This is a genomic window from Massilia sp. LjRoot122 (genome assembly GCF_964252725.1).
GTDB lineage: Bacteria > Pseudomonadota > Gammaproteobacteria > Burkholderiales > Burkholderiaceae_D > Telluria.
Genome location: NZ_CAXUPB020000001.1, coordinates 4,559,880 through 4,584,483, shown reverse-complemented (window position 1 = coordinate 4,584,483; position 24,604 = coordinate 4,559,880). Strand labels below are relative to the sequence as shown.

25 protein-coding genes are annotated in these 24,604 nt (G+C 65.8%); 14 read left to right on the top strand and 11 right to left on the bottom strand.

The annotated features are described in order from the left end of the window. Position 1 precedes the first annotated feature (1 nt). The 4 genes from ACSQ25_RS20085 to ACSQ25_RS20070 all read left to right on the top strand — a co-directional run bounded on the left by ACSQ25_RS20085 (position 2) and on the right by ACSQ25_RS20070 (position 3,850). Positions 2 to 1,120, top strand: coding sequence for a COX15/CtaA family protein (locus tag ACSQ25_RS20085; protein ID WP_436107431.1), 1,119 nt, complete (start codon positions 2 to 4; stop codon positions 1,118 to 1,120). 101 nt (positions 1,121 to 1,221) lie between these two features. Then, positions 1,222 to 2,115: a heme o synthase gene (cyoE, locus tag ACSQ25_RS20080; protein ID WP_436108113.1), complete on the top strand. Its 894-nt coding sequence runs from the start codon at positions 1,222 to 1,224 to the stop codon at positions 2,113 to 2,115. Between the two features lie 3 nt (positions 2,116 to 2,118). Continuing rightward, positions 2,119 to 2,709: an SCO family protein gene (locus tag ACSQ25_RS20075; protein WP_436107430.1), complete on the top strand. Its 591-nt coding sequence runs from the start codon at positions 2,119 to 2,121 to the stop codon at positions 2,707 to 2,709. A 79-nt stretch (positions 2,710 to 2,788) separates the two neighbouring features. Next, entirely contained in the window at positions 2,789 to 3,850 is a 1,062-nt protein-coding gene (locus ACSQ25_RS20070; RefSeq protein ID WP_436107429.1) for an AI-2E family transporter, read from the top strand. A gap of 70 nt (positions 3,851 to 3,920) precedes the next feature. On the opposite strand, the gene ACSQ25_RS20065 is transcribed toward ACSQ25_RS20070, so the two are convergent. After that, complete coding sequence (locus tag ACSQ25_RS20065; RefSeq protein WP_436107428.1) at positions 3,921 to 4,484, bottom strand: PEP-CTERM sorting domain-containing protein; 564 nt, start codon at positions 4,482 to 4,484, stop codon at positions 3,921 to 3,923. A gap of 320 nt (positions 4,485 to 4,804) precedes the next feature. On the opposite strand from ACSQ25_RS20065, the gene ACSQ25_RS20060 reads away from it, so the two are divergent. Beyond that, the gene (locus ACSQ25_RS20060) at positions 4,805 to 5,017 is read left to right on the top strand and encodes a ParD-like family protein (RefSeq protein WP_436107427.1); all 213 of its coding nucleotides are present in this window, start codon (positions 4,805 to 4,807) and stop codon (positions 5,015 to 5,017) included. After that, a complete protein-coding gene (map, locus tag ACSQ25_RS20055) occupies positions 5,014 to 5,781 on the top strand; it encodes a type I methionyl aminopeptidase (protein ID WP_436107426.1) in 768 nt (255 codons plus the stop codon). Before ACSQ25_RS20060 ends, map begins: the two co-directional genes overlap by 4 nt. On the opposite strand, the gene ACSQ25_RS20050 is transcribed toward map, so the two are convergent. From ACSQ25_RS20050 to ACSQ25_RS20030, 5 genes are all read right to left on the bottom strand, one after another. Further along, a complete protein-coding gene (locus tag ACSQ25_RS20050) occupies positions 5,778 to 6,200 on the bottom strand; it encodes an HIT domain-containing protein (RefSeq protein ID WP_436107425.1) in 423 nt (140 codons plus the stop codon). The genes map and ACSQ25_RS20050 overlap by 4 nt on opposite strands. Before the next feature lie 13 nt (positions 6,201 to 6,213). Continuing rightward, a complete protein-coding gene (locus ACSQ25_RS20045; RefSeq protein WP_436107424.1) occupies positions 6,214 to 7,782 on the bottom strand; it encodes a hybrid sensor histidine kinase/response regulator in 1,569 nt (522 codons plus the stop codon). A 3-nt stretch (positions 7,783 to 7,785) separates the two neighbouring features. Then, positions 7,786 to 8,589 (bottom strand): alpha/beta fold hydrolase, encoded by an 804-nt coding sequence (locus ACSQ25_RS20040; protein WP_436107423.1) that lies wholly within the window; start codon positions 8,587 to 8,589, stop codon positions 7,786 to 7,788. A gap of 108 nt (positions 8,590 to 8,697) precedes the next feature. Then, on the bottom strand, positions 8,698 to 10,038 hold the full coding sequence (locus ACSQ25_RS20035) for a hemolysin family protein (RefSeq protein ID WP_436107422.1): 1,341 nt from the start codon (positions 10,036 to 10,038) through the stop codon (positions 8,698 to 8,700). 47 nt (positions 10,039 to 10,085) lie between these two features. Further along, positions 10,086 to 10,994 carry a LysR family transcriptional regulator gene (locus ACSQ25_RS20030; RefSeq protein WP_436107421.1) on the bottom strand — a complete coding sequence of 303 codons (909 nt, stop codon included), beginning with the start codon at positions 10,992 to 10,994 and terminating at the stop codon, positions 10,086 to 10,088. 145 nt (positions 10,995 to 11,139) lie between these two features. On the opposite strand from ACSQ25_RS20030, the gene ACSQ25_RS20025 reads away from it, so the two are divergent. The 4 genes from ACSQ25_RS20025 to ACSQ25_RS20010 all read left to right on the top strand — a co-directional run bounded on the left by ACSQ25_RS20025 (position 11,140) and on the right by ACSQ25_RS20010 (position 14,171). Beyond that, positions 11,140 to 12,186, top strand: coding sequence for a DUF475 domain-containing protein (locus ACSQ25_RS20025; RefSeq protein ID WP_436107420.1), 1,047 nt, complete (start codon positions 11,140 to 11,142; stop codon positions 12,184 to 12,186). 96 nt (positions 12,187 to 12,282) lie between these two features. Next, entirely contained in the window at positions 12,283 to 12,858 is a 576-nt protein-coding gene (locus tag ACSQ25_RS20020) for a TerD family protein (protein ID WP_436107419.1), read from the top strand. A gap of 20 nt (positions 12,859 to 12,878) precedes the next feature. Next, positions 12,879 to 13,574: a TIGR00266 family protein gene (locus tag ACSQ25_RS20015; RefSeq protein WP_436107418.1), complete on the top strand. Its 696-nt coding sequence runs from the start codon at positions 12,879 to 12,881 to the stop codon at positions 13,572 to 13,574. A gap of 12 nt (positions 13,575 to 13,586) precedes the next feature. Then, the gene (locus tag ACSQ25_RS20010) at positions 13,587 to 14,171 is read left to right on the top strand and encodes a TerD family protein (RefSeq protein WP_436107417.1); all 585 of its coding nucleotides are present in this window, start codon (positions 13,587 to 13,589) and stop codon (positions 14,169 to 14,171) included. Positions 14,172 to 14,223: 52 nt separating this feature from the next. Here ACSQ25_RS20010 and ACSQ25_RS20005 read toward each other — a convergent pair whose 3' ends face one another. After that, a complete protein-coding gene (locus ACSQ25_RS20005) occupies positions 14,224 to 16,122 on the bottom strand; it encodes a PAS domain-containing sensor histidine kinase (protein ID WP_436107416.1) in 1,899 nt (632 codons plus the stop codon). Positions 16,123 to 16,310: 188 nt separating this feature from the next. On the opposite strand from ACSQ25_RS20005, the gene ACSQ25_RS20000 reads away from it, so the two are divergent. Genes ACSQ25_RS20000 through ACSQ25_RS19990 form a run of 3 tightly spaced genes read left to right on the top strand, consistent with a single transcriptional unit; the run spans position 16,311 to position 18,876 of the window. Next, positions 16,311 to 16,718, top strand: a complete 408-nt coding sequence (locus tag ACSQ25_RS20000) for a GntR family transcriptional regulator (RefSeq protein WP_436107415.1) — start codon at positions 16,311 to 16,313, stop codon at positions 16,716 to 16,718. Continuing rightward, the gene (locus ACSQ25_RS19995; RefSeq protein WP_436107414.1) at positions 16,715 to 17,464 is read left to right on the top strand and encodes an ABC transporter ATP-binding protein; all 750 of its coding nucleotides are present in this window, start codon (positions 16,715 to 16,717) and stop codon (positions 17,462 to 17,464) included. The genes ACSQ25_RS20000 and ACSQ25_RS19995 overlap by 4 nt, the downstream gene beginning before the upstream one ends. Further along, complete coding sequence (locus ACSQ25_RS19990) at positions 17,461 to 18,876, top strand: hypothetical protein (RefSeq protein ID WP_436107413.1); 1,416 nt, start codon at positions 17,461 to 17,463, stop codon at positions 18,874 to 18,876. The genes ACSQ25_RS19995 and ACSQ25_RS19990 overlap by 4 nt, the downstream gene beginning before the upstream one ends. Before the next feature lie 6 nt (positions 18,877 to 18,882). Here ACSQ25_RS19990 and ACSQ25_RS19985 read toward each other — a convergent pair whose 3' ends face one another. From ACSQ25_RS19985 to ACSQ25_RS19970, 4 genes are all read right to left on the bottom strand, one after another. After that, on the bottom strand, positions 18,883 to 19,773 hold the full coding sequence (locus tag ACSQ25_RS19985; protein WP_436107412.1) for a bile acid:sodium symporter family protein: 891 nt from the start codon (positions 19,771 to 19,773) through the stop codon (positions 18,883 to 18,885). Between the two features lie 83 nt (positions 19,774 to 19,856). Next, entirely contained in the window at positions 19,857 to 21,071 is a 1,215-nt protein-coding gene (locus tag ACSQ25_RS19980; RefSeq protein ID WP_436107411.1) for a diguanylate cyclase domain-containing protein, read from the bottom strand. 114 nt (positions 21,072 to 21,185) lie between these two features. Further along, on the bottom strand, positions 21,186 to 22,931 hold the full coding sequence (ggt, locus tag ACSQ25_RS19975) for a gamma-glutamyltransferase (RefSeq protein WP_436107410.1): 1,746 nt from the start codon (positions 22,929 to 22,931) through the stop codon (positions 21,186 to 21,188). Positions 22,932 to 22,945: 14 nt separating this feature from the next. Then, the gene (locus ACSQ25_RS19970) at positions 22,946 to 23,359 is read right to left on the bottom strand and encodes a hypothetical protein (RefSeq protein ID WP_436107409.1); all 414 of its coding nucleotides are present in this window, start codon (positions 23,357 to 23,359) and stop codon (positions 22,946 to 22,948) included. A 164-nt stretch (positions 23,360 to 23,523) separates the two neighbouring features. On the opposite strand from ACSQ25_RS19970, the gene pstS reads away from it, so the two are divergent. After that, the gene (gene pstS, locus ACSQ25_RS19965) at positions 23,524 to 24,552 is read left to right on the top strand and encodes a phosphate ABC transporter substrate-binding protein PstS (protein WP_436107408.1); all 1,029 of its coding nucleotides are present in this window, start codon (positions 23,524 to 23,526) and stop codon (positions 24,550 to 24,552) included. The last annotated feature ends 52 nt before the right edge of the window (positions 24,553 to 24,604 follow it).

Below are 24,604 nucleotides of genomic sequence, written 5' to 3'. Positions count from 1 at the left end.
CATGCAAGCTTCATCCCTGTTACAACTGGCCCTGATGGGCCTGCTGGTGGCCATCCTGCCACTGTCGATGGTATGGATGTCCGCGGACGCCAACAAGTTCCGCAAGCTGGTCTGGGTCGCCGTGTTCCTGACCTTCGACCTGATCGTGTTCGGCGCCTTCACGCGCCTGACCGATTCCGGTCTCGGCTGCCCGGACTGGCCGGGCTGCTACGGCATGGCCAATCCCTTCCTGGCGCACGAACAGATCGCGGCGGCCGAGGCGGCGATGCCGACCGGGCCGGTCACCGTGGCCAAGGCCTGGATCGAGATGATCCACCGCTACCTGGCGATGGGCATCGGCGTGCTCATCATGGCATTGCTCATCACCGCGGTCGTGCAATGGCGCAAGACCAGGGTGCAGGCCTTCAAGCCGGGCATCCCGCTGGCGCTGTTCGTGTTCGTCTGCATCCAGGGTGCCTTCGGCGCCTGGACCGTCACCCTCAAGCTGCAGCCGGTGATCGTGACGATCCACCTGCTGCTCGGCATGGGCCTGCTGGCCCTGCTGGCCTGGCTCGGCGGGCGCGAGGACTTCCTGATGCATCCGCCGGCGCCAAGCGCCCGCAACAGCGCCGCCGCCCTGCGCGGCATCCGCACGCTGGCCATCCTTGCTGCCGTGGTCGTCACGGTACAGATCGCGCTGGGCGGCTGGGTGAGCACCAACTACGCCACCCTGGCCTGCGACGAATTCCCGCTGTGCGACGGCCGGGTGGTGCCGGAGATGGACTTCGAGCACGGCTTCCACCTGTGGCGCGAACTGGGCAAGACCGCGGCCGGCCACTACCTGCCGTTCCCGGCGCTGGTGGCGATCCACTGGGTGCACCGCAACTTCGCCATCGTCGTCGTCGCCGTGCTCGGCCTGCTGGCATGGCGCGCATGGCGCCACCCTTACCTGGCCAAGCACGCGCGCTGGCTGGCCCTGCTGCTGCTTGTGCAAAGCTTGACCGGCATCGCCACCGTCTACCTCGACTTCCCGCTCGCCATTGCCGTAATGCATAACGCGGGGGCGGCCCTGATGGTCCTGCTGGTGACCATGTTAAACTACCGGGTGAAGCAGCACATTGAAGTGAACCGCGCAGTATGAGCCAGGAAGCAAGCGTCGAAGCAAGCCTCGAAGCAGCTGAGCTGGCCTGTGCGACACGAGCCGCGGCGCTGCCGCGTTTCGAGCCAGCAAGCACCCCATTGATGACGACCCAGACAGCCCTCCACAAACCTCCGAGCCGCGTTGCCCAGTACTGGGCCCTGACCAAACCACGGGTCACGCAGCTGGCCGTGTTCTGCGCGGTGATAGGGATGTTCCTTGCCACCGACGGTTTCCCGGGCTGGCAGGTGCTGGTCGCCGGCACCGCCGGCATCTGGCTGCTGGCGGGTGCGGCCTTCGCCGTGAACTGCCTGGTGGAGGCCGAGATCGACGCGCGCATGGCGCGCACGGCGCGCCGCGCCACCGCGATGGGCGAGCTCACCAGCACCCAGACGATCATCTTCTCGGCGATCATCGGCGGCCTCGGCATGTATGTCCTGTACGCCTTCGTCAATCCGCTCACCATGTGGCTGACCTTCGTCACCTTCGTCGGTTACGCCTTCATCTACACCATGCTGCTCAAGCCGGCCACGCCGCAGAACATCGTCATCGGCGGCCTGTCGGGCGCCATGCCGCCGGCCCTGGGCTGGGCGGCGGTTGCCAACGAGGTGCCGATGGAAGCCTGGCTGCTGGTGCTCATCATCTTCGTCTGGACCCCGCCGCACTTCTGGGTGCTGGCCATGTACCGCCGCGAGGACTACGCCCGCTCCGGCCTGCCGATGCTGCCGATCACCCATGGCATGCAGTACACCGGCCTGCAGGTGTGGCTCTATACCATCGCACTGGCTGCGACCACCTTGCTGCCTTTCGCCGTCGGCATGAGCGGCCTGATCTACCTGGCGGCGGCCGTCGTGCTCAATGCGATGTTCCTGCGCCACTCGTGGCGCGTGCACAAGCACTACAGCGACATGGCCGCCCGCAATGCCTTTACCTGGTCGATCATCTACCTGTCGCTGCTGTTCGCCGCACTGCTGGTCGACCATTACTTCAAGTTCTGAGCCATGAAAAAACTGCTGACTGCGCTGATGCTGACTGCGGCGGTGCTGGCCGCCGGCTGTGACAAGCTGTCGACCAAAACCCCGGCCTTCAACAACACCGACGTGACCGGCCTCGATTACGCCAAGGGCTTTTCGCTGACCGACCACACCGGCAAGCCGCGCACGCTGCAGGATTTCAAGGGCAAGCTGGTGGTGCTGTTCTTCGGCTATACCCAGTGCCCGGACGTGTGCCCCACCACGATGGCCGAGATGGCCGCCGTTCTGAAGGAACTCGGACCGTCGAGCAAGGACGTACAGGTGCTGTTCGTCACCCTCGACCCGGAGCGCGACACCCAGGAACTGCTGGCCGCCTACGTGCCGGCCTTCCACCCGAGCTTTATCGGCCTGTACGGCGACAAGGAAGCCACCGCGCGCACGGCCAAGGAATTCAAGGTGTTCTACGCCAAGACGCCGTCCGGCGACGACCCGAAGAACTACACCGTCGACCATACGGCCGGCAGCTACGTGTTCGACCGCGAGGGCAAGCTGCGCCTGTTCGTACGCCACAATGCCGGTCCGAGCCCGATCGCAGCCGACCTGCGCCAGCTCCTGTAAGCCCAGTCCAAGTCAGCCTTTAGGTGCCCCTGCCAACTGTGCTGTTATGATGGTGTAAACACCACTCGACAGGGACGGCATGGAACAACGCCAAGGCAGGAACTACACCCGTATCGCCATTGTCGTCCTGCTGACGCTGGGATGTCTCTACGTCCTCAGGCCTTTCCTGGCCGCGATCCTGTTCGCAGCCTGCGTCGTGATTTCCTCCTGGCCGCTCTACCTGCGCCTGCAGCACGCCATGCGCGGGCACCGTACCCTGGCGGCGCTGACCATGACCCTGTCGCTCACGCTGCTCGTCATCATCCCGCTGTCGATGGTCGCCTACAACCTGGTCGACGACGTCGCCAGGGGCTTCACCGAGTTGCGTACCGCGATCGAGCACCGCGAGCTGATGCCGCCGTCCTGGGTGCGCGAGCTGCCGCTGGTGGGCGAAACGATCGACAACTACCTGCGCCAGCTGGTGGCCAGCCGCGAGCAGATGATCGCCCTGGCCCAGCGCATGCTGGAGCCGGCGCGGCGCTACCTGATCGCGGGCGGCCTGATGCTCGGCACCGGCGTCGTCCAGCTCAGCCTGGCCGCCTTCGTCAGCTTCTTCTTTTACCGTGACGGCAAGGCGCTGCTCGACGTGGTCGCGGTGACCATGCGCCGGGTGATGGGCGAGGGCGCCGAATCGGTCTCGAACACGGTGAGCCAGACGGTGCGCGGCGTCATGTACGGCCTGCTCGGTACCGCGCTGGCGCAGGCCCTGGTGGCGGCGATCGGCTTCGCCATCGCGGGCGTGCCGGCGGTGCCGCTGCTGTCGGTGCTGATCTTCATTTCGTCCCTGATCCCGGTGGGTCCGCCCATCATCTGGGGCGGCGCGGCCTTCTGGCTGTTCCTGCAGCACGAAACCGGCTGGGCGATCTTCATGGTGATCTGGGGCACGGTCCTGATCAGCGGCGTCGACAACATCGTGCGCCCGATGCTGATCAGCCGCGGCAGCAGCCTGCCTTTCCTGCTGACCCTGCTGGGCGTGCTGGGCGGCGTGATCGCCTTCGGCTTCGTCGGCATGTTCATCGGGCCGACCCTGCTTGCGGTCGGGTATTCCCTGATGAGCGAATGGACGGGGACGCCGGATCGGGTCATCCGGCAGGAACAGTAGGCCTGAACTTTTGCGTTGGCGCCACCCGGAAGTGGCGCCATCGTCTTACCTGTGACGCGGGCGCGGAGATTCAGGTCCGGCGTTCACGGCGGCGGCTCAGGCACAGGCCGGCGACGCCAGCCCCGAGCAGCGCGATGGAAAACGGTTCCGGCACATCAGCTTCCCGTTCCACCAGAGTCAGGGTCGAATCGGCAAAAGCGAAGTTTCCCGTGATCCGATCCAGGGTCACGGACAGCATGCCGTCATCATTCAGGTCAGCCAGAGACATACTGTTCAGGATGATTTCAAACAGTGCGCCTGCCGGAGACGGGTCATTCCTGGTCCCGTCTGGAATAGCGCTGATCGCCAGAATCTGATCACCAACGGTAATGGTACCGCTTTCGTCGGACGGGTTGTTTGCAGCGCCGTTGTCGGTAAGACGAACGAGCAGCACACCGCTGCTATAGAAGGTCGACCCCACGATGAACCCATGGTCGCTCAGGTCATGTGTGTAGACCAAAGTCGGATTGCCGTTGGTAAGAATCTCGTCGTTTGGAACTGAAACAACCGTATCGATCAGCGCGGCACTAGCATGCCCGGTGACCATGGAAAGCAGTGCAAATGAGATGGCAAGCAGCGATTTGTTAAATTTCATATCATTTCCCCAAGTTAGAGTTGTACTGCATGTTTGTATATGCAATGAGCGTGCCAACCTATCGATTCGGGGCGTAATCACATGGTTTTTATGGCCGGGAAACCGATTGTAAATATAATCGACAATCAAAACACGGTTAACCTGCTATCAGGAAATCTTTGTAACGATAACTAATCGAAATTTTGTGAACTATTCAATTTGGAAACAATGCGATGAGTTATCAGATGGTTCCTAAAAACAGTTTTTAATGAAGAAGAAAGAACTTGTTTGCGAATATTTTGCTTTTGTGTATCATATATGAAACATATATGGAGCATATAGTGGGTATCGTAAATATTGACGACGAGGTTCATGAACAGCTGCGCAGGGCGAGCACCGCTTCGTGCCGCTCGATCAATGGGCAAGCCGTTTTCTGGATCAAGATGGGAATGCTCTGCGAGTTGAATCCAACGCTGAGCTTTAATGAGCTCCTTACCAGGGAGCTCAAGGCTGCTGGAGTCGATCTCGCCGGCATCAGCACGGTGACAATATGATCAAGCGGCCGGAAGAAATCGCGCTGATGGCCGAGTCAGGCAAGCTGCTGGCCGGCGTGTTCGCCCACCTGGACGGCCTGAGCCTGATCGGCATGTCGACCATGCAGGTCAACGACTTGGTCGACCGTTTCATCGTCGACCCGCTCGAGGCGCGCCCGGCCAGCAAGGGACAGTACGGCTATGCCTACGCGCTGAATTCGTCCCGCAACAGCGTGGTCTGCCATGGCGTGCCTTCCGAGGCCGAGATCCTGCAGGACGGCGACATCGTCAACCTCGACATCACGCTCGAGAAGAACGGCTACATTGCCGACTCCAGCAAGACCTATCTCGTCGGCACGGTCGCCGCCCCCGCCAGGCGGCTGGTGCAGGTGACCTACGAAGCGATGTGGAAGGGGATCAAGGCCGTGCGTCCCGGCGCCCGCCTGGGCGACGTGGGCCATGCCATCGAGCGCCACGCGCGCAAGCACGGCTATTCGGTGGTCCAGGAATACTGCGGGCACGGCATCGGGCGCGAGATGCACGAGCCGCCCCAGGTGCTGCACTGGGGCCGGCCGCGGACCGGGCTGGTGCTGCGGGAGGGGATGACCTTCACCATCGAGCCCATGCTCAACCAGGGACGCAATGCCGTGCGCACCGAAGACGACGGCTGGACGGTCGTTACCTGCGACGGCCAGCTGTCGGCGCAGTTCGAGCACACCGTCGCCGTGACAAGGCAGGGCGTGCGGGTGCTGACCCTGCGCCCCGGAGAAAAGGCGCCGGACTAAGCGTCCAGGGCCGCCACGATGCGGGCGGCGATCGCGCGCAGTCCCTCGATATCGGCAGGCACCGTGGCATGCGGCTTGAGCGCAGCCGCCTGCTCGCGCGGGACGATATGGAAGTGCACGTGCGGGACCGTCTGGCCCGCCGCGCTGCCATTGAACTGGGCGACCATGATGCCGGGCGTCCCCATGGCGGCCTTGACGGCCGCCGCCACCTTCTTGGTGCTGCGGATGCAGGCCGCGGCGGCTTCGTCGGACAGGCCGAACAGCTCGACGGCCGGCTCTTTCGGCAGCACCAGCACATGTCCCGGCGCCTGCGGCATGATGTCCATGATCGCGAGCGTATGCGCGTCTTCATAGACCTTCACGCAAGGCAGTTCGCCACGCAGGATTTTCGCAAAGGGGTTGTTGCTGTCGTAGTCCATGTCGGTTCCGTCCTTATCGGCCAGGGCCGGGGCCCGCCAGTGCGCTGCGTAGCCGCTCGAAGTCGATCGGCTTGGTGAGATGGAGGTCGAAGCCGGCGTCGAGGGCGCGCTGGCGGTCCTTCTCCTGGCCCCAGCCGGTGGCGGCGATCAGGCGCATGTTCTGGCCGGCGACCGTGGCGCGCAGGCGGCGCGCCAGCTCGTAGCCGTTCAGGTCGGGCAGGCCGATGTCGAGCAGGGCGACTTCCGGCGCGAACTCCTGGGCCATCGCCAGCGCGGCGCTGGCGCTGTGCGCCGCACGCACTTCGCAGCCGAACAGTTCGAGCGCCATCAGCAGCATCTCGGCGGCGTCGGCGTTGTCGTCCACCACCAGGATGCGGGCCGGCGCGGGCGTGGGCGCGGGCGTCGGCTCGGGCGCCACGGCGGCCCGTGCCAGCGGCAGGCGCACCGTGAAGCAGCTGCCCATGCCTTCGCCTTCGCTGTCGGCGGCGATGGTCCCGCCGTGCAGTTCCACGATGCCGCGCACCAGCGACAGCCCGATCCCGAGGCCGCCGCGCGAGCGCTCCAGCGCCGGCTCCAGCTGCGAGAACATGTCGAACACCGTCGCCAACGCATGCCGGGGCAGGCCAATGCCGTTGTCGCGCACCGCCAGCAGCGCCGCGCCGTCGTCGACCGTCAAGGAGAGCGCGATCCGTCCGCCGTCCGGCGTGTACTTGGCGGCATTGGTGAGCAGGTTGACGATCACCTGGTTGATGCGCGTGGGGTCGGCGTCGACCGTGACCGCATGCGGCGGCAGCGTCACCTCGAGACGATGGCCGGCCTGCTCCATCAGGCCCGCGGTGTCGCACACGGCGGCGCGCGCCAGCGCGGCCAGGTCCACGGTCTCGCGCCGCAGCTCCATCTTGTCCTGGGTGATGCGCGAGACTTCCATCAGGTCGTCGACCAGGTGGGTCAGGTGGTGCAGCTGGCGGTCGAATACCGACAGCAGGCGCGCGCTGGCGCCTTCGGCCAGTCCGGTATGCTGCATCACCTCGAGCGCGCTGCGCAGCGGCGCCAGCGGATTGCGCAGCTCGTGCGAGAGCGTGGCCAGGAATTCGTCCTTGCGCCGGTCGGCTGCCGACAGCGCGGCGTTCACGGCCTGCAGCTGCAGTTCGGCGCCGCGGCGCGCTTCGAGCGCTTCCTCGGCGGCCTTGCGCGCGTTGCGCAGTTCGCGTTCATAGGACTGGCGCTCGGTGGCCATGAACAGGGCCCACTGGTCGAACACCTGCTCGCCATCGCGCCGGCGCACGATGTTGACCAGCATCGGCAGGCGGGTGCCGTCGCGGTGGCGCAGGTCGATCTGCAGTTCCGCCACCGAGCCGCGCACCTGCAGCACCGGCACGCAGTGGGTGTGGTGGAACAGGCGCGCGCCGACGGTCATCAGGTCCTGGATGCGCACGATGCCGGCCAGTTCGGGCAGCGCGAAGCCGAGCCAGCTGCAGGCGGTGGCGTTGGCGCGCAGCAGCAGGCCGTCGGCGTCGGCCAGCAGCAGGCCGCAGGGGGCGTCGTCGTACAGCGTATCGGCGTTGCTCAGGGCGCCGGCCATGTTTCAGTCCAGGGTCGCGGCCAGGAACGCGTCGATTGCGCGCGAGCTGGCGGTGGGGGCGCTCATGTGCGGGCAGTGCCCGATGTTGTCGATCACATGGAGTTCGGAGCGGGGCAGGTGGCGCACCAGGTAGTCGCCGGCGCTGCGCGGGGCGATCAGGTCGTCGCTGCAATGCAGGATCAGGGCGGGCGTGCTCGACTGCGGCAGGTCGGCGCGGTGGTCGGACAGGAAGGTGACGCGCGCGAAATGCTTGGCGATGTCGGGATCGTTGCGGCAGAAGCTGTCGGTGAGCTCGTCGCGCAGGGTGGGGCGCTCGGGCGCGCCCATGATGGCGGGCGCCAGGCTGCTCGACCAGCCGAGGTAGTTCGCTTCCATCGTCTCGAGCAGTTCGTCGATGTCGCCGCGCTCGAAGCCGCCGATGTAAGCCGGGTGGTTGATATAGCAGGCGGAGGGAGCGACCATCACCTGCGCCACGAAGCGCTCGGGCGCCTTGATGGTGGCGAGCAGGCCGATCATCGCGCTCACGGAGTGGCCGACGAAGACCACCGGGCCGGTTGCGTAGGCATCGATGATCTCCAGCAGGTCGTCGGCGTAGCCGTGCAGGCTGGCGTAGCGGCGGCGGTCGTAGGCTGCCAGGTCCGAGCGCCCGCTGCCGACCAGGTCGTAGGTCAGGACGCGGAAGCGGTCCTCGAAGGCGGGCGCCAGGTAGCGCCACATGGTCTGGTCGCAGCCGAAGCCATGGGAAAACACCATGGTGGCCCCAGCCTGGCCCGAGACATGCACGTTGTTGCGAACTTGCAGGGACATCGTCGCTCCTCGTGGTTCTTACCCGCCGGGGTATCCCGTCAAGGAGCAGTATGCGTCACAAATATTGCAAGCGCAACAACTTTGTGTAATCCCGATGCTGGAAACGATTCAATCGTGTTCGTCGTCGCCGTCCCCGCGTTCACCCTTCGGATAGACCTTCACCAGCAGGATGCGCGGCCCGTTCATCTTCTTGACCACCACGTCGAAATGCGGGAAGCCGATGCGCTGTCCCTGCTTGGGGATGTCGCCCAGCTTGGCCATCAGCAGGCCGCCGACCGATTCGACGTCGTCCAGGCCCATCTCTTCGTTGTCGATGTCGATCCCGAGCAGGCGCTCGAGCGAGAAGATCGGCAGGCTGGCCTTGCCGATATAGGTGCCGTCGGGCTGGGACATCCAGTCGTTCTCGTTCATGCGGAACTCGTCGCGAATCTCGCCCACCATCGCGCCCAGCAGGTTGTCGAGAGTGATGAAGCCGACCGGGCGCTTGCCTTTTTCGCCGATCAGGGCGAAGTGCGGCGCGCCGCTGCGGAAGCGCCGGAAGATGTCCTGCGCCGGGGTGCGCGACGAGATGGTCTCGACGGGACGCAGGTGCTGGGTCAGGTCGGTGATGGCACGGCCGGCCTGCTGGGCGAAGAACAGGTCCTTCAGGTGGATCACGCCCAGCACTTCCTCGCCTTCCTCGTCGAAGTAGGGGTAGCGCGAGAAGCGGTTGCGGCGCACCGTCTCCATGTTTTCCTCGAGCGTACGGCTGGCGTAGAGCGCGCTGACCTCGTTGATCGGCCGCATCAGGTCGGACACGGCGAGCTGGCTGAAGTCGAGCGACTGCGCCAGGATGTTGCGCTCGGCGCTGGTGAATTTCTCGCCCGGCGTGCTGGTGCGCAGGATCATCTTCAGCTCGTCGGTGGAATAGTGGGTCTCGTGGCCGCCACTGCCTGCCAGGCCGGCGATGCGCAGCACCATGTTGGCGCTGGCATTGAGCAGGGCGATCGCCGGGTACATCGCCCAGTAGAAGCCGTACAGCGGGATGGCGCACCACAGCGCCACGTCTTCGGGCAGGCGGATCGCGAGCGACTTCGGCGCCAGTTCGCCGACCACGATGTGGAGGAAGGAGATCACCGAGAACGCCACCACGAAGGAGACGCCGTGGATCAGTTCGGGCGAGGTGACGCCCAGCAAAGCGAACACCGGCTCGAGCAGGCTGGCGAAGGCCGGTTCGCCGACCCAGCCGAGGCCGAGCGAGGCCAGGGTGATGCCGAGCTGGCAGGCGGAGAGGTAGGCGTCGAGCTTGTCGTGGACCTTGCCGAGGATGCGTCCGCGCAGGCCGGTGGTCTTGGCGATGGCGTGGACGCGGGTCTTGCGCAACGTGACGATGCTGAATTCAGCCGCCACGTAGAAGCCGTTCAGCGCCACCAGGAACAGGGCGAGAACGACGAATAAAAGGTTTTCCATTGAGAGTGAGTAGTTAAAAAAAGGCAATAGCCGACGCCATTGTACCGTTACCTACCCGAGAGGATCCCCTTGTCCACTGCCGACAGGATGGCTTCCACGGCCGGGTGCTTGATCTTGCGTTCGTTCGAGACGGCATAGAAATGCTCGCGCACCTGGGGCACGCGTCCGACCAGCAGCGCATTGAACTGCTCCTCGATGTCATGGGCCAGGGCCGCCGGCGCGAAGAACAGACCCAGGCCGCGCCGGGCGAAGGTGGTGAGCAGGGCGTTGTCCTCGAACTCGCCGACCACGTCCGGACGCACCCCGCTCAGTTCGAACCATTCGTCGATCTTGCCGCGCAAGGCATTATTGCGGGTCGGCAGCAGGAAGGGCGCGCCGTTCAGCGAGCGTGGAAAGTCGCCGCCCCAATCCTTGAACAGTGCCGGGGCGCCGGCCACGATGGTTTCGCTGTCGCTCAGCAGGTGGCTGAACACGCGCAGCGTCGTGCCCGACCGCACCGCGCGGTCGGTCAGCACCACGTCGAGCTTGTGCAGGGCGAGGTCGGCCAGCAGCTCGTCGAATTCCCCTTCGTAGCACACCAGGCGCACCGGACGCGGCAGCCGGGTGGCGATCTCGAGCAGCCGGTACGCGGTCAGCTTGGGCAGCGAATCGGAAATGCCGACCGTCAGGCGGATGCGCGCGCTGTCGGACTCGGCCAGGGCTTCCTGCATCTGTTCGCCAAGCAGGAAAATTTGATCGGCGTAGGATAGCGCGAGCCGTCCGGCCTCGGTCAGGGTCAGGCGCCGTCCCTGCTGGGTGAACAGGGCCTTGCCCATGGATAGTTCGAGCTGGGCCAGCTGGGTGCTGACGGTCTGGATGGCCAGGCCCAGGCGCTCGGCGGCGCGCGTGATGCTGCCTTCCTTGGCGACGACCCAAAAATAATACAAATGGCGAAAATTCGTGGGGCTATGGTTCATCTCTTCTGTTTTTGCGAAGTAATTCTTCGATTATCTTCGCTTTTTCAATGTGGCACCAGCCCCCATACTGCGTCTGTCGATTGAACAAAACCACAACTCAACGCATTATTCACGACACAACTCAACAATAAGGGGAAACATCAACATGAAGCACTTTACCTGGTCATTCGTCGTGACCGCCATCTGCCTGGCGCTGGCCGGCTGGTGGGGATACGATCATGCCGGCATCTCCGGCGCGGTGACGGCAGTCGGCGTGGCGGCCATCCTGTCCGTGATGGAAGTCTCGCTGTCCTTTGACAACGCCGTGGTGAACGCCTCGGTGCTGAAGAACTGGAATGAATTCTGGCTGAAGCTGTTCCTGGGCCTGGGCATGATCATCGCCGTGTTCGGCATGCGCCTGGTGTTTCCGCTGGTGATCGTCGCCGTCGCGGCCGATCTCGGCATGACCGAGGTGTGGAACCTGGCGCTGAGCGATCCGAAAGCCTTCTCGTCCCACCTGACCAACCACCACGCGGAAGTGGCAGCCTTCGGCGGCATGTTCCTGCTGCTGGTCTTCCTGAACTTCCTGCTGGATGACGAGAAGGAAATCCACTGGCTCGGCAACATCGAGCGCAAGCTCGGCTCGCTCGGCAAGGTGTCCTCGATCTCGGTGCTGGTGTCGCTCGGCGCGCTGATGGTCGCGCTGGGCTGGGTTGCGGAAGCACAGAAGATGGTCGTGCTGATGGCCGGCCTGTGGGGCATCATCGTGTATATCGGTGTCGACATGATTTCCGGCCTGCTCGAGAAGAGCGAGTCGGACGAGAACAGCAACGTCGGCGACATGGTCAAAAAGGGCGGTATCGGCGGCTTCCTGTACCTTGAAGTGCTGGATGCATCGTTCAGCTTCGACGGCGTGATCGGCGCCTTCGCGATCACCAGCGACGTCGTGATCATCATGCTGGGCCTGGCGATCGGCGCGATGTTCGTGCGTTCGATGACGGTCTACCTGGTGCGCCAGGGTACGCTCGACGAATACGTCTACCTGGAGCACGGCGCGCACTACGCGATCGGTATCCTGGCCGTGATCATGCTGGTGAGCATCCACATGCACGTGCCCGAGCTGATCACCGGTGGCGTGGGCGTGGCCTTCATCCTGGCTTCGCTGTGGAGCTCGATCCAGCACAAGAAAAAACACGCGGCATTGCCGGCGTAAGCAGTACGTAGCGAATCGCACGGCGAGTGGCAGAACACCAGCTCGCTGTGCTTATCACCCGGTGTTCAAGCAGTAATTTTTAGGAGAGTCACAATCATGGCAATCAGTCTGCAAAAAGGCGGCAACGTCAACCTGTCGAAAGAAGCTCCTGGCCTGACCAATCTGAAGGTCGGCCTCGGTTGGGACACCCGCGCCACCGATGGCGCGGCGTTCGACCTCGACGGCGCGGTGTTCCTGCTGAATTCGTCGGGCAAGGTGCGTTCGGATAGCGACTTCATCTTCTACAACAACCTCAAGTCGGCCGACGGCTCGGTGGTCCACTCGGGCGACAACACCACCGGTGCAGGCGAGGGCGACGACGAAACCGTGTCGATCGACCTGAGCAAGGTGCCGGCCGACGTCGACAAGGTGGTGCTGGCCGTGACCATCCACGACGCCGAGACCCGCCGCCAGAACTTCGGCATGGTCGGCAAGGCCTTCATCCGCTGCGTCAACGCCGCCAACAACAGCGAGATCGCCCGCTACGACCTGTCGGAAGACAGCTCCACCGAAGCGGCGATGATCTTCGGCGAGGTGTATCGTAACGGCGCCGACTGGAAGTTCCGCGCCATGGGCCAGGGCTTCAACGGCGGCCTCGGCCCCCTCGCCAAGAACTACGGCGTCAACGTTTAAACAGCCGAAAGGAAGTCCACATGCCAGTATTTACCGTGACCGGGGATGTCGATCCCTTCCTGCACGTCTCGATGCGGCGCGGCGAAACCATCTATTGCGAATCGGATGCGATGGTGATGATGGAATCGACGCTCGACCTGAAGGGCAAGATGAAGGGGGGCCTCGGCAGCGCGCTGATGCGCACCTTCGCCAACGGCGAGTCCTTCTTCCAGCAGCACATCGAAGCGACCCGCGGCGACGGCGACTGCCTGCTGTCGCCCACCCTGCCGGGCGCGATGCAGACGGTCGACTGCGGTCCGAACCAGTACATCATCAGCGACGGCGCCTTCGTCGCCGCCACCTCCGGCGTGGACCTCAAGGTGCGGACCCAGAACATCGGCAACGCCCTGTTCGCGCAGAGCGGCGGCTTCTTCGTCACCGAGACGACCGGCAGCGGCCAGGTGGTGGTGTCGGGCTTCGGATCGATGTCGGTGCTGGACGTGGAGCCGGGCAAGGACGCGATCATCGACAACGCGCACGTGGTGTGCTGGGACAGCACCCTGCGCTACGAGATCTCGATCACGACCGGTACCAGCGGCGGCTTCCTGGGCAACCTGATCAACAGCCAGACCAGCGGCGAGGGCATGGTATTGCGCTTCTCGGGCAAAGGGAAGGTTTACGTATGTTCACGCAACCGGAATGCATTCAAAGCCTGGATGCAGCAGCCGGCGCGCTAAAGGAGGAAACAAATGTCAGTCAATCTGCAAAAAGGCCAGAAGATCTCGCTCGAAAAAGAAGGCGGCGGCGGTTTGTCGCGCGTCACCATGGGCCTGGGCTGGGACGTGGCCAAGTCGAAGGGCTTCTTCGGCTTCGGCGGCGGCCAGGGCGCCGCGGTCGACCTCGACGCCTCGGTCGTGATGTTCGATGAGTCGAACCGCCCGGTCGATACGGTCTGGTTCCGCCAGCTCAAGAGCAAGGACGGCAGCGTCGTTCATACCGGCGACAACCGTACCGGTGCCGGCGACGGCGACGACGAGCAGATCTCGGTCGACCTGTCGCGCGTGCCCGCCAGCGTGAAGTCGCTGGTGTTCACCGTGAACAGCTTCACCGGCCAGAACTTCTCGACCGTGGAAAACGCCTACTGCCGCCTGATCAACGCGGGCAACAACCAGGAAGTGGCGCGCTTCAACCTGTCGGTGCAGGGTTCGCACACGGCCCAGATCATGGCCAAGCTGTACCGCCACAACAACGAGTGGAAGATGCATGCGATCGGCGAAAACGGCTCGGGCCGTACCTTCGACGACCTGATGCCGCTGATCACGCCGCACCTGTGATCGAAGCTTGACGTGGAGAAGAGCCGGGCTTGCCCGGCTCTTTTTTTGCCTGTCAGGCGAGCGGCAGCCAGACGGTAAAGGTGGAGCCCTTGCCCGGCCCGTCGCTGTGGGCATGCACTTCGCCGCCGTGCAGCGCGACCATGGTCCGCACCAGCGCCAGCCCGATGCCCAGGCCGCCCTGCGAGCGGTCGGGGGTGCGCTCGGCCTGGGTGAACAGGTCGAACACCTGGGGCAGCAGACCGGCCTCGATGCCGATGCCGTTGTCGATCACGCACAGGCGCACGCGCGCGCCGTCGCGCGTGGCGCGCAAGGCGACCGCACCGCGGCTCGGCGTGTACTTGGCGGCGTTGTTGAGCAGGTTGGCGATGACCTGCACCAGGCGGGTGGCGTCGCCATGGACCTGGGCCGCGGCCAGGTCCGGCGCCACCTCGACCGCCAGCTCGTGCCCGCGTGAGGCGAGCAGGGGGCGCGACTGCTCCACCGCGCTGGCGAGCACCGGCCCGATGCCGACCATGGTCCGGTCGAGCTTGATCAGCCCGCGCGTGACGCGCGAGACGTCGAGCAGGTCGTTGACCAGGGAAGTCATGTGCCGCACCTGGCGCGCGATCACCTCGCTCGAGGCGCGGATGCGCTCGGGACTGGACCCGCGCCTGAGCAGCTCGGCGGCGGCGGCAATCGGCGCCAGCGGGTTGCGCAGTTCGTGCGCCAGCATGGCGAGGAACTCGTCCTTGCGCCGGTCCTGCTCGCGCAGCGAGCCGTACAGCTGGGCGTTGGCGAAACCGGTGGCGGCGATCGCGGCCAGCTGGGCCAGGACGGCGGTGTCCTGGGCATCGAAATCGCCCGCGGCCTTGCCCGCGACGCGGACCTGGCCGATGTGCCGTCCCTTGCGGTCCACCAGCGGCGCCATCAGGCAACCCGCGGGCGCCGCGGGCATGTCTGCGCCGGTCTCGTCCAGCGACACCTGCACCTGGCCGGCGCCCAGGATGGCGCCTGCCTCCTGCGCCAGCACATTGGCGATGTCTTCGCTGGACAGCGCCGTGTGCAGCGACTGCGCGGCGCTCGCCACCTTGGCCAGCAGGGCCGACTGGCGCTGCTCGATGTCGAGCCGGCGCGCCAGGCCTTCCTGCTGCATCACGCTGTCGTGGATGTCGCGGTTGGCGCCGACCCATTCGCGCACGCTGCCGCCGGCGTCGAGCATCGGGATGGCCTTGACCGCGGTCCAGCGGTAGACGCCGTCGGCGCGGCGCACCCGGTATTCGGTCTCGTAGGCGGAGCGGCCGGCGATGGCGGCGGCCCAGACCCGGCAGGTGCGCTCCCGGTCGTCGGGATGGACCGCGTCGAGCCAGCCGTAGCCGCGCCCTTCCTCGTAGCTTTGTCCGGTGAAGGCGCGCCACGAAGGCGAATCCTCGAGGATCTGCCCGTCGGCGGCGGCGCTCCAGATGATCTGCGAGGTCGCCATGGCCAGGGAACGGAAGCGTTCCTCGCGTTCGCGCAGCGCGGTTTCCGCTTCGATGCGCGCGCTGATGTCCTCGTGCATCAGCATGACTTCGACCACCCTGCCTTCGCCGTCCTTGATGGGATGGGCGCGCGCGGTGACCCAGCGCCTCCATCCCGGCTGGCCCAGCGCGGCGGTATCGGCGGTGTCGTAATGGATCGCGGGGATCTCGACCGATTCGCCCGCCATCGCACGGGCGAGGTAGGCGCTGATGCCTGCGGCGAGCAGTTGCGGGTCGCGCAGGACGTTGTAGTCGCGGCTCAGCACGAAGCGCTTCAGCTCGCTCCCTTCGTAGATATGCCAGAGCGTTTCCCAGGCCCGGTTCACCCGCAGCGTGTAGCCGTCCGGGTCCAGGATCTGCAGGCTCACCGGGGCCTGCTCGAACAGTTCCCGGAAGCGGACCTCGGGATAGGCGTGGGAAGTGGCGCTGCCGCCCGTTTCTGGAGTGGAGGACATGGGTCGTTGTTCTGGTCTGGTCGGTGGCGCAAAGCGCGGCGTCGGCGTCTGCGGCGTGCGCATGATGTCACAGTTTTGTTTGCGATGGGACATATGTGCACAGCATATTTTGCGCTGGCATATTGACAGCCGACGCCGCCATCGATAGTGTATTACTCAATTAATACACATATACGGCTACTGCGCCCATGGCGACCCAAGCATCCCAGCTGATTTCGATCACGCCCGGCTCGACCGAACCGATCTACCGCCAGCTCGTCGAGCAGGTGCGGCGCCTGGTGGCCGGCGGCCAGATGGCGCCCGGCGACGAGCTGCCTTCGGTGCGCGAGCTGGCATCCAGCCTCGCCGTCAATCCCATGACGGTGTCGAAGGCCTACGGGCTGCTCGAGGCCGAGGGCCTGCTGGCGCGCCGGCGCGGGCTCGGCATGCTGGTGGCCGAGCGCCCGCGTGCCAAGGCTGGATCCAGCAGCCAGGCCGAGCGCAGCGCGCTCCTGCGCCCGACCCTGGAGCGGGCCGCGCGCGAGGCACGCGAGCTCGAGCTCGACCCCGACACCGTCCTCACCCTGTTCACCCACATCCTGAAGGAACAATCGTGACCGCACCCATCATCCAGCTACGCGACGTGGCCAAGTACTTCGGCAGCGAAATCGTCCTGAGCGCCCTGAACTGGCAAGTCGGGCAGGGCCAGGTCATCGGCCTGCTGGGCCGCAACGGCGCCGGCAAGTCGACGCTGATGGAATGCATGCTCGGCCTGCGCGAGCTCGACGGCGGCAGCGTGCGCCTGTTCGGCGAAGACGCGGGCGCCCTGTCCGACGCGACCCGCGCCCGCATCGGCTACGTGCCGCAGAAGCATGGCCTGTTCGAGTGGATGACGCCGCTGCAGATGCTGGACTACTTCAAGGCCATGTACCCGCACTGGAACGCGGTCAAGGTCGATGCCCTGCTCGAGCGCTGGGGCTTCGGTCCGCTGCAGCTGAACAAACCGATTGGCCGGATGTCGGGCGGCGAGCAGCAGCGCCTGTCGATCATCCGCGCGCTGGCGCACGATCCGGAATTGCTGGTGCTGGACGAGCCGGTGTCGGCGCTCGATCCGGCCGGACGCCGCGCCTTCCTGGCCGAGCTGGTCGACGGCGTCATCGAACGCGGCACCACGGTGGTGTTCTCGACCCACATCCTGACCGACCTGGAGCGGGTGGCGCTGGATGTCGCCTTCCTCAAGGACGGCCGCATTGCGCTGCAGGGCCCGCTCGACGATTTGCTGGAAGGGGCACGCAGCACGACCGACGGCCGTCGCGCCGAACCGGTCAGCCTGGAAGACCTGTTCATCGAGGTGACCCAATGAACTCGCGCATGCAGGACTACCGGATGCTGTGGCGCGCCGCGGTCACGCATGCCAATCCACGCCTGTCGGGTGTCATCCGCTGGGGCCTGGCGTTCATCGTGATCGTCTTCGGCGCGGCAATGACGGTGACCGAGGGACCGCGCGCCGGCCTGGCCACGCTGTGGTGCGCGGCCTCCGGCTTTCTCCTGCTGAACTGGGCATGGCGCTTCATGCCGGGCGCGGTGAAACTCGCCACGCCGGCCAATGCCTGGCTGGTGCCGCAGATGCGCCGGCGCCTGGTCGAGCTGTCCTGCCTGGTGTGCTTCGTCGGGGTGGCCGGCATCGCCAGTGCGCCCTATACCGACGCCGCCAATCTCGGCCCCGGCCTGTTCTGGGTCGTGCTCTTCATCATGGGCGTCGGCCTCGCCGCGGCAGGCCATCCGGCCGGCAGTCCGGTCGTCACGGCGCTGTGCTGCACCGGGGCCCTGGCCGAATGGCTGCCGGAGACGCTGACCGCGACGCTGTCCCATCCGGTGGTGGTCGTGCTGGCGCTGCCCGTGTATGCGGCTGTGATCGTGGTGGCGGTGCGCGCCATGTTCCCGCAAGGGGGAGAGCGCCACTGGGCAATGATGGCGCGGCGTTCGCGCTGGGTTGCGGCGGTCGGCAAGCCCGATCCGCTGGTCGGGCGGATGGCCGGCAAACGGACCATGAGCGCGTATGGAGCGATCCTGCGCCGCGACAGCGAACGGCGCGACGGCCGCCGCCTGGTGCTGCATGCGCTCGGACCGACCCACCATCTGGCCGAGACCGTGGCCATGCTGGCCGTACTGGCAGCGGTCGTGTTCTTCCTGGGGGTTTTCACGGGCTGGCGCGGAGAGCGCGAGGCCCGTGCGGGGATTGGCTGGCTGTTCGCCAGCATCCTGCTGGTCGTGCCCCTCATGTACAGCGTACGGCTCGGCCAACTGGCGCCCAGCCTGGCCGCCGAGCAAGGCCTGGTGCGCCTGGCGCCGGCGATGCCGGCTGCGGCAGCCGCCTTCAACGTCCGGCTCGGCTGCTCCCTGTTGCTGCATGCGCTGACGGCCTGGAGCCTGGCCGCCGGCACTGCGCTGCTGCTGGCAGCGCTCGGCGGGGCGGGGCCAGAAGCCTTGCTGCACGTGGCCAGCCTGGCCTGCATGGTCCTGCCGGTGGTGGCTGTGCCGCTGCGTGACCACGCCAGCCGGACGCACAGCGCCGTCGCGGCGGCGGCGACGCTGCTGCTGGCCTCGGTCGTGGAAAGCCTCCTTCTCGGCAACGTGGTGAGCGCCTTCAGCTCCGTTCCGACCTTGTGGGCAGCCGCCCTGTTCAGCGTCGGCTACACCGTGTACGCCGTCGTGCGCGGACTGCGCACGATGCAAGGGGCGCCCTGCGCCTTCCCGGCAGGGCGCATGGACTGATTTGTCTCAGCCGGACACCGGCGCCGGCGCGCCGGCCGCCTGCTTGCGGCCCAGCACCAGCAGGCCGAAGGCGGTGGCGAACACGTACATGCTGACCGAATAGATCGCCGCCGGCAGCATCAGCTGGAAGTCGCCCAGCACCGAGACCGCGACGAAGATCGCCAGCGTCGAATTGTGGATGCCGATCTCGTAGCCGATCGCGATCGCGTTCGGCTTGTCCAGGCCGAGCAGGCGCGGCACGTAGTAGCCCAGGCCCAGGCTGGCGATGTTGAAGAGGATGACGGCCAGGCCGATCGAGGCGAAGGAGCTGCTGATCGCGGTCCATTCCTTGGCGATGGCGATCACCGCCAGCAGGGCCAGCACGGCCATCGAGAAACGTTTCATCGGCTTGTCCATGCGCGCGGCGAAACCGGGCGCGCGGCTTTTCACGAACATGCCGATCGCCACCGGGATCAGGACGATGACGATCACCTCGACCACCTTGGCGGTCTGCATCGGCACCACCTGGCCGCTCTTGGCAAAAGCGTCGATCGCGAAATTGGCGATCAGGGGCAGGCTGACGATCGACAGCACCGTGTTGATGGCGGTGAGCGAGATGTTCATCGCCACGTTGCCGCCGAACAGGTGGCTGAACAGGTTGGCCGACACGCCGCCGGGCGAGGCCGCCAGCAGCATCAGGCCGACCGCGTAGACCGGCGCCACGCCCAGGCCGACGATCAGGCCATAGCAGATGGCCGGCAGCACCACGGCTTGCAGGACCAGGGCCAGGATCACGGCCTTCGGATGGCCGAGCAGGCGGCGGAAGTCGCCCAGGGTAAGGGACAGGCCCAGCCCGAACATGATCAGCGCCAGCGCGCCGATCAAGAGGGTGGGCAACAGGGTGATGAAGTTGCTCATGCGTCGTCTCCGTTATTGTTGTCATGACAGTGTAGTGCGTGCCGAGTTGGAGACGTGAAAAAATTGCATTCGCGCACGAGGCGCTAGAGAACAGCCTCGGCGGTGGGCGAAGCCGCAGCCAGTTCCTTGCGTGCGAAGGACAAGATGCCGCGGCCGCCCTGCTTGGATGCATAGAGCGCGTCGTCGGCGGCCTGCATCAGGCCTTCGAGGTCGGTGCCGTGCAGGGGGAAGCTCGCGGCGCCGATGCTGGCGCCGACCGCGTCGGCGGCCAGGTTCGGATGCAGCGCCGGGTACAGGCAGTCGATCAGGCGCCGTCCGATGCTGGTGACTTCGTTGCACGTGAATTCGCCTTCCATCAACACCACGAATTCATCGCCGCCCACGCGCGCCAGGAATTCCCCGCCGCGCAGGACCGCCTGGAAGCGGACCGCGACTTCCTTCAGCACCTCGTCGCCCGTCGCGTGGCCGCAGCGATCGTTGACATCCTTGAAGCGGTCGAGATCGATGGCGAGCAGGGTGAAGGGCTTGCCGCTGCGCTCGCTGCGCGCCACCAGGCGCCGCGCCCAGCGGTCGAAGAAGCGCCGGTTCGGCAGGCCGGTGAGGGCATCGTGCGAGGCTTCCACGGCCAGGCGCTTGGCCAGCTCGTTGTTGCGGCGCGCGGCCGCGGACAGCGAACGCCAGGCGTGAACGGTCATGGCCACCACGGTCGACAGCATCAGCGCGAGGCTCAGCGCCGCGCGCAGCAGGCGCTCGTTGAAGCCGTCCATGACCGCGTCCCTGGCCACGCGCAGCCGGATCACCTCTTCCTGGACGAGCTGCCGGGCTTCCTTCATCTTGGCCCTGCCGAAGCCTTCGCGCACCATATTGATGGCGGCGACCGCATCGCCGCGTTTCTTCAGCTGCACGGTGCGCTCGAGCTCGTCCAGCTTGCTTTCGGTAAGCAGTGCCAGCGCGCGCAGCCTGGCCAGGAAGTGGGGATCGTAGTAGCCGGACTGTTCCGCCTCGGCCAGGCTGTCCCTGACGCTGCCGCGGCCGAGATGATAGGGCTCGAGGTAGGCCGGATCTCCGGTGATCAGGAAACCACGCTGCCCGGTCTCGGCATTGAGCAGGTGCATCAGCACATTGCGGACCTCGATGCGTGCCGCGTCGTTCTGCTTGAGCTGGTTCATCGCCTTGCGCAGGTCGACGACTTCGCGGACGAAGAAGAGGCTCATCGCCGTGATGATGACGAGCGCGAGCAGCAGGGTGAGGGCGCTGCGGCGGATCGGCAGGGCGGGCACGACGTAGGACGTGGGCATAACGATAAGCAAGGTGCGAATAAATATATGTTATCGCATTGTAAGATAATTCCTACAAGAACTTGCTTTTTCGCTAAGGAAAGATATTGAACATGTGCCAAACGCCCAACAGACTCAATGTCCGCGGCGCTGTACCAGGGCCGTGCCGACGCCATGGCGTTTGCCTTCGCTGACGGCGGTGACGCTGCCGTCCGGGTTGAACACCAGCGCATTGGCGGCCCCGATTTCTTCCGGCGCCGCTTCCCAGCGGTGGCCGAGACGTTCCAGCGCGCGTGCCGCTGCGCTGCCGGGGAAGCCCGGCTCGATCGAACTGGCGTCGCCGTTGCGCTCCGAGATGCGCGGCGCGTCCACCGCCTGGTCCATCGACATGCCGAGGTCGATGTGGTTGAAGATCGTCTGCAGCACCGTCGTGATGATGGTCGCGCCGCCCGGACTGCCGATGGTGAAGGCCGGCTTGCCGTCCTTCAGCGCGATGGTCGGCGCCATGCTCGAGCGTGGGCGCTTGCCGGCTTCCGGCACGTTCGGGTGCGGGCCGCTGAAGTCGAAATCGGTCATCTCGTTATTCAGCAGGAAGCCGTAGCCCGGCACCACGATGCCGCTGCCACCCCAGGATTCGATGGTGAAGGTGTAGGACACCACGTTGCCGTCCTTGTCTGAGACCGTCAGGTGGGTGGTGTGGGCGTTCTCGCGCTGCATGCGCGCCGATGCTGGCTTTAGCGGCACGCTCTGGTCATCCTGGTAGCGGTAGGGGTCGCCCGCCGGCGCGCTGCCCGCGGCCTGCGCGCCGATCAGCTTGCGGCGCTGGGCCGCGTACTCTTTCGACAGGATGCCGGCGACCGGCGCGTCGATGTATTCGGGGTCGGCCAGGTAGGCATTGCGGTCGGCAAAGGCCAGGCGGCTGGCTTCGATGTACAGGTGCTCGGCCTGGGCGCGCGGCATCTTCTTGAGCTCGTACCCTTCGAGGATGTTGAGCGCTGCGGCGACGGTGGCACCGCCGCTGCTGGGCAGGGCCATGCCATAGATCTCGTAGCCGCGGTAGGTACTGCGCAGCGGCTGCCGGATGCGCGCCTCGTAGTCGGCCAGGTCGGCCATGCTCATGCGGCCGGCGCGCGCGCTCTTGCCCGGCGCCAGGGGAGGCCGGTTGACGGCGTCCACGATGGCGCGCGCGATCGGTCCTTCGTAAAAGGCTTCCACGCCGCCCTCGGCGATCTCGCGGTAGGCCCTGGCCATGCCCGGATTGCGGATCAGGGTGCCCGGCTGCACCGCCTTGCCATTGCGCAGGTAAAGTGCGCTGGTCGGGGCATAGAGCTGAAATTTTCTTTCATTTTGAGCTGTCAGATGACTGAATATTTCAGTCACCCGGAAACCCTTGTCGGCGACTTCGATGGCCGGAGCCAGCACCTGCCTGAAGCGCATGCTGCCGTAGCGCTCGAGCGCTTCATGCCAGCCGCGCACCGTGCCCGGTACGCCGACCGCGGCGCCGCTGGCCACCGCGGTCTCGAAATCGACCGGCTTGCCCCCGTCGAGGAAGGCCTGGGGCGTGAAGCTGGCGGGCGCCGTCTCGCGGTGGTCGATGCTGATGACGCGCTTGTCCTTGGCCAGGTAGATCAGCATGAAGCCGCCGCCGCCGATGCCGCAGCTGAAGGGATCGGTCACCCCCAGGGTGGCCGCGGCGGCAACCGCCGCATCGATCGCGTTGCCGCCCTGGTTCAGGATGCGGATGGCCGATTGCGAGGCCTGTTCGCTGATGGTGGCGACCGCACCGCCGGTGCCGGTAGCCACCGGCGTCTTCGCCAGGGCAGGCGCCGGGTGCAGGACGATGGACAAACTCAGCCCGCAAGCGAGCAGGGTCGCCTTCATGGGCCGCGGCGCGCTTATTGCGCGTACATGTTGAAGGTCACCGGATAGGCCGTCGGGCCAGCGCCGGCCATGCCGCGCGGCGGCGGCGGCGTCAGGTGATCGAGCTCGATGCGCGAACCGCGCAGCGCCGGCGACATATAGCCGGGCCGGCCCTGCACCAGGTAGAAGCCTTGCGCCACGCCGCCGATGCGCATCGTGAAGCGGTAGGCCAGCTGGCCCGGCCAGATGCAGCGCGCATTGTCCGGGCAGCGGCTGTCTTCCGCGCCCTCGTAGGTGATGCTCAGGCGCTGGCCCAGCGGCAGCACCTGGCGCTCGGTCAGGGTATAGCGCGCTTCGGGCAGGCGTTCCGGCGCGGCGCAGCCGCCCAGGGTGGCGGCAAGCGCGAGCGGGGCGCAGCCGAGGGTGAAGACACGGAGCAGGGTGTGCATGCGATGTCCATCCGTTCGTTTTTTTGGAATGCCCATCATAGCAAACCTGCCCTGCCCAGCCGCGCACGCGCGCAGGGCGTCATAAACCCGTCACATTCGCGGACTAGACTTTGCCGCGTGGTCCAAAACACTCTCTTTCAACCAGGAATAGGAATAACAAGCCAATGTTCAAGAAGATCCTCGCCGCAGCTGCCACCACGCTCGTGATGTCGACCTCGTTCGCCGCTGACATGACCGGCGCCGGCGCGACCTTCCCCTACCCGATCTACGCCAAGTGGGCCGAGTCGTACAAGGCAGCCACCGGCAATGGCCTGAACTACCAGTCGGTCGGCTCGGGCGCCGGCATCAAGCAGATCAAGGCCAAGACCGTCGACTTCGGCGCCTCGGACATGCCGCTGAAAGCCGAAGACCTGGACGAAGCAGGCCTGATGCAGTTCCCGGCCATCATGGGCGGCGTGGTTGCCGTGGTCAACGTCGACGGCGTGGCCCCGGGCCAGCTGAAGCTGACCGGTCCGGTGCTGGCCGACATCTACCTGGGCAAGATCGCCAAGTGGAACGCGCCGGAGATCGCTGCGCTGAACCCGGGCGTGAAGCTGCCGGATGCCGACATCACCGTCGTGCACCGCGCCGATTCCTCGGGCACCTCCTTCCTGTTCACCGACTACCTGTCGAAGACCAGCGCCGACTGGAAGGGCAAGGTCGGCGCCGGCACCACCGTCAAGTGGGCCGTGGGCGTGGGCGGCAAGGGCAACGAAGGCGTGGCCGCCAACGTGCAGCGCATCAAGGGCGCGATCGGCTATGTCGAGTGGGCCTACGCCAAGAAGAACAAGCTGGCGCACACCCAGCTGAAGAACAAGGACGGCAGCTTCCTGCAGCCGGACGACGAGGCCTTCAAGGCCGCCGCCGCCGGCGCCGAGTGGACCAGGGCCCCGGGCTTCGGCGTGGTGCTGACCGACCAGGCCGGCAAGCAGAGCTGGCCGATCACCGGCGTCTCGTACATCCTGATGCACAAGACCCAGGCCGATGGCGCCAAGGGCAGCGAAGTCGTCAAGTTCTTCGACTGGGCCTTCAAGAACGGCGCCCCGGCTGCCGCCGAGCTGGACTACGTGCCGATGCCGGCATCGGTGGTCAAGCTGGTCCAGGCCAACTGGAAGGCCAGCCTGAAGGATGCATCGGGCAAGGCGATCTACTGATCTCTCCCATCCCTCACGATTCCGGCAGCCTGGCTGCCGGATTTTCTTTGGA

Coding starts and splice junctions, on each gene's coding strand:
- ACSQ25_RS20085 (WP_436107431.1), top strand. CDS start 2: ATGCAAGCTTCATCCCTGTTACAACTGGCCCTGATGGGCCTGCTGGTG.
- cyoE (WP_436108113.1), top strand. CDS start 1,222: ATGACGACCCAGACAGCCCTCCACAAACCTCCGAGCCGCGTTGCCCAG.
- ACSQ25_RS20075 (WP_436107430.1), top strand. CDS start 2,119: ATGAAAAAACTGCTGACTGCGCTGATGCTGACTGCGGCGGTGCTGGCC.
- ACSQ25_RS20070 (WP_436107429.1), top strand. CDS start 2,789: ATGGAACAACGCCAAGGCAGGAACTACACCCGTATCGCCATTGTCGTC.
- ACSQ25_RS20065 (WP_436107428.1), bottom strand. CDS start 4,484: ATGAAATTTAACAAATCGCTGCTTGCCATCTCATTTGCACTGCTTTCC.
- map (WP_436107426.1), top strand. CDS start 5,014: ATGATCAAGCGGCCGGAAGAAATCGCGCTGATGGCCGAGTCAGGCAAG.
- ACSQ25_RS20050 (WP_436107425.1), bottom strand. CDS start 6,200: ATGGACTACGACAGCAACAACCCCTTTGCGAAAATCCTGCGTGGCGAA.
- ACSQ25_RS20045 (WP_436107424.1), bottom strand. CDS start 7,782: ATGGCCGGCGCCCTGAGCAACGCCGATACGCTGTACGACGACGCCCCC.
- ACSQ25_RS20040 (WP_436107423.1), bottom strand. CDS start 8,589: ATGTCCCTGCAAGTTCGCAACAACGTGCATGTCTCGGGCCAGGCTGGG.
- ACSQ25_RS20035 (WP_436107422.1), bottom strand. CDS start 10,038: ATGGAAAACCTTTTATTCGTCGTTCTCGCCCTGTTCCTGGTGGCGCTG.
- ACSQ25_RS20030 (WP_436107421.1), bottom strand. CDS start 10,994: ATGAACCATAGCCCCACGAATTTTCGCCATTTGTATTATTTTTGGGTC.
- ACSQ25_RS20025 (WP_436107420.1), top strand. CDS start 11,140: ATGAAGCACTTTACCTGGTCATTCGTCGTGACCGCCATCTGCCTGGCG.
- ACSQ25_RS20020 (WP_436107419.1), top strand. CDS start 12,283: ATGGCAATCAGTCTGCAAAAAGGCGGCAACGTCAACCTGTCGAAAGAA.
- ACSQ25_RS20015 (WP_436107418.1), top strand. CDS start 12,879: ATGCCAGTATTTACCGTGACCGGGGATGTCGATCCCTTCCTGCACGTC.
- ACSQ25_RS20010 (WP_436107417.1), top strand. CDS start 13,587: ATGTCAGTCAATCTGCAAAAAGGCCAGAAGATCTCGCTCGAAAAAGAA.
- ACSQ25_RS20005 (WP_436107416.1), bottom strand. CDS start 16,122: ATGTCCTCCACTCCAGAAACGGGCGGCAGCGCCACTTCCCACGCCTAT.
- ACSQ25_RS20000 (WP_436107415.1), top strand. CDS start 16,311: ATGGCGACCCAAGCATCCCAGCTGATTTCGATCACGCCCGGCTCGACC.
- ACSQ25_RS19990 (WP_436107413.1), top strand. CDS start 17,461: ATGAACTCGCGCATGCAGGACTACCGGATGCTGTGGCGCGCCGCGGTC.
- ACSQ25_RS19985 (WP_436107412.1), bottom strand. CDS start 19,773: ATGAGCAACTTCATCACCCTGTTGCCCACCCTCTTGATCGGCGCGCTG.
- ACSQ25_RS19980 (WP_436107411.1), bottom strand. CDS start 21,071: ATGCCCACGTCCTACGTCGTGCCCGCCCTGCCGATCCGCCGCAGCGCC.
- ggt (WP_436107410.1), bottom strand. CDS start 22,931: ATGAAGGCGACCCTGCTCGCTTGCGGGCTGAGTTTGTCCATCGTCCTG.
- ACSQ25_RS19970 (WP_436107409.1), bottom strand. CDS start 23,359: ATGCACACCCTGCTCCGTGTCTTCACCCTCGGCTGCGCCCCGCTCGCG.
- pstS (WP_436107408.1), top strand. CDS start 23,524: ATGTTCAAGAAGATCCTCGCCGCAGCTGCCACCACGCTCGTGATGTCG.